Here is a 1,892-nt window from a genome sequence, read left to right on the forward strand (position 1 = left end):
CAACCTGGTCTGGAGCGACGAGCCGGTCGGACGAGGCAGGATCGAATACCCAGGTGCCAAAAAGGGCATTTCAACCGCAAGCTCGCTCACGCGCTTTTGGGCCGCTCTGCGGCGAAGAGCGGGATTTTGACATCAAACCTGCCGGACGACGGTGCCGACCACATTGACGAGAAGGCGCGCGGCGGTCCGCGCTGACAGGCCGTCAATATCGGCCGGAGGATAGAACTCGACAAGGTCGAATCCTGCGATCCTGGCCCGTTTGCCGAGGCCGGCGATCAGGTCGATTACCTGCGTGTAGGTGAGGCCGCCGGGTGTACGCGCCGCCACGCCCGGCATGATGCTTGGATCAAGGCTGTCGCAGTCGAGGGTGACGACGACCCGCGCGGCTTCCGGAATATGCCGGAGCGCGGCTTCGACGCCCTGGGCATGAACCTCGCGGGCGGTCACGAAGCGGCTGCCATAGCGCCGGGCTGCTTCGATTTCGGCGATGCGCGCGCTGCCGACGCTGCGCAGACCGACCTGCACCATGCCGGCGACATGCGGCATCTCGCTTGCCCTGCGCATCGGGCTCGAATAGCCGTGGCGTTCGCCATGAACCTCGTCGCGCCAGTCTATATGGGCGTCGACCTGCAGGACCCAGACCGGCCCGTGCTCTGCAAAGCCGGCGAGGAAGGGAATGGTCATGGAACAGTCGCCGCCGATCAGGATCGGCACAGCCGGCAACGTCAGGATCTCGCGCGTTTTTGCCTCGATCCTGGCCCGGTTGCCGGCATTGTCATGCATGGTGGTCAAGATATCGCCGGCGTCGATGCAAGAGGCCGGCTTGCCGTCGAACAGCGGGCCGCCAAGATCGAAATCCCAGTGCTCGACGAATGCGGCATCGTCCTGGCTGGCAGCACGGATGGCGTTGGCGGCCAAGGCATAGCCGCTGCTGTCCCTGCCGGGATAGGTGCTGCCGTGACCGGCCCCGAAGATTACCGCACGAGGGACGTGGCTATCTGCAAGACGGTCGGGAAAGCCGAGAAAGGGAGGCGAGGGGGTCATGCCTTTATGGTCCTGATAGTGGCTTGGCGCACGCCGATCGGCTGCGGTTAGATCAAGCGCCTCGGCTTCAGCTTTGTGTGCCCGATTGGGTAAGCCCAATAAACCCCAAAACGATCGAGATCGAGCACCCACGGGGTGTTTCAAATTTGGGCCAATGGGACATTGGCGGCGGCATGGGCCGATTTCGAGGCGACATAGAGACTTGCGCCGGCGATGACGTTGGGCCGGGCTTGGATCGGCAGGCGCGATCCCGAAATTTCCAGTACGTGACGAGAATGAACCTTTGGCTGGCCGCCCGGTAGCGGAACCAGGCGGGGTTCACGTTGTTACCACAGCGGGCGACTGCCGGTTGCCGGATTCGGAGTCATCGTTTCATGACCAATGGCCCATTGCCTGAAAACGTTCTGGTCTCGCTTCCCATGATTGACGCAAAGGCGGCGCCGACGCTCAAAAATGCCGAGGCGGAGGTATTTTATACCGAAGCAATCCGCGAGCTTGCCGCCACCGACATTCCCTTTCTGGTCGCCGGGACCTACGCGGTAAGCGCCTATACGGGTGTCACCCGCCAGACCAAGGACCTCGATATCTTCTGCAAGGCAGGCGACTACGCGCGGATCCTCGCCCATTTCAAGCAGCTTGGATATGCCGTCGAAATCGAGGACGACCGGTGGCTCGGCAAGGTGTTCAAGGGCACGCATTTCTTCGACGTCATCTTCGGCTCGGCCAACGGCACGGTGCCTGTTGGCGACCTGTGGCTGGAACACGCCCGCCAAACCGAGCTGTTGGGCAGCAGGGTGCGGATCATCGGCCCGACCGAACTCATCTGGTCCAAATGCTTTATCCAGGAC

1 protein-coding gene and 1 pseudogene are annotated in these 1,892 nt (G+C 62.5%); one reads left to right on the forward strand and one right to left on the reverse strand.

Annotated features, from left to right (window positions below):
* Positions 1–132: 132 nt before the first annotated feature.
* Entirely contained in the window at positions 133–1,044 is a 912-nt protein-coding gene (locus EN932_RS35125; protein WP_127385010.1) for an agmatinase, read from the reverse strand.
* Between the two features lie 374 nt (positions 1,045–1,418).
* Between EN932_RS35125 and EN932_RS35135 the strand changes: the two are divergent.
* Positions 1,419–1,892 (forward strand): annotated as a pseudogene (locus EN932_RS35135) (nucleotidyltransferase family protein); the annotation flags it as partial.

This window comes from Mesorhizobium sp. M7A.F.Ca.US.002.01.1.1, from assembly GCF_004022955.1.
GTDB lineage: Bacteria > Pseudomonadota > Alphaproteobacteria > Rhizobiales > Rhizobiaceae > Mesorhizobium > Mesorhizobium ciceri.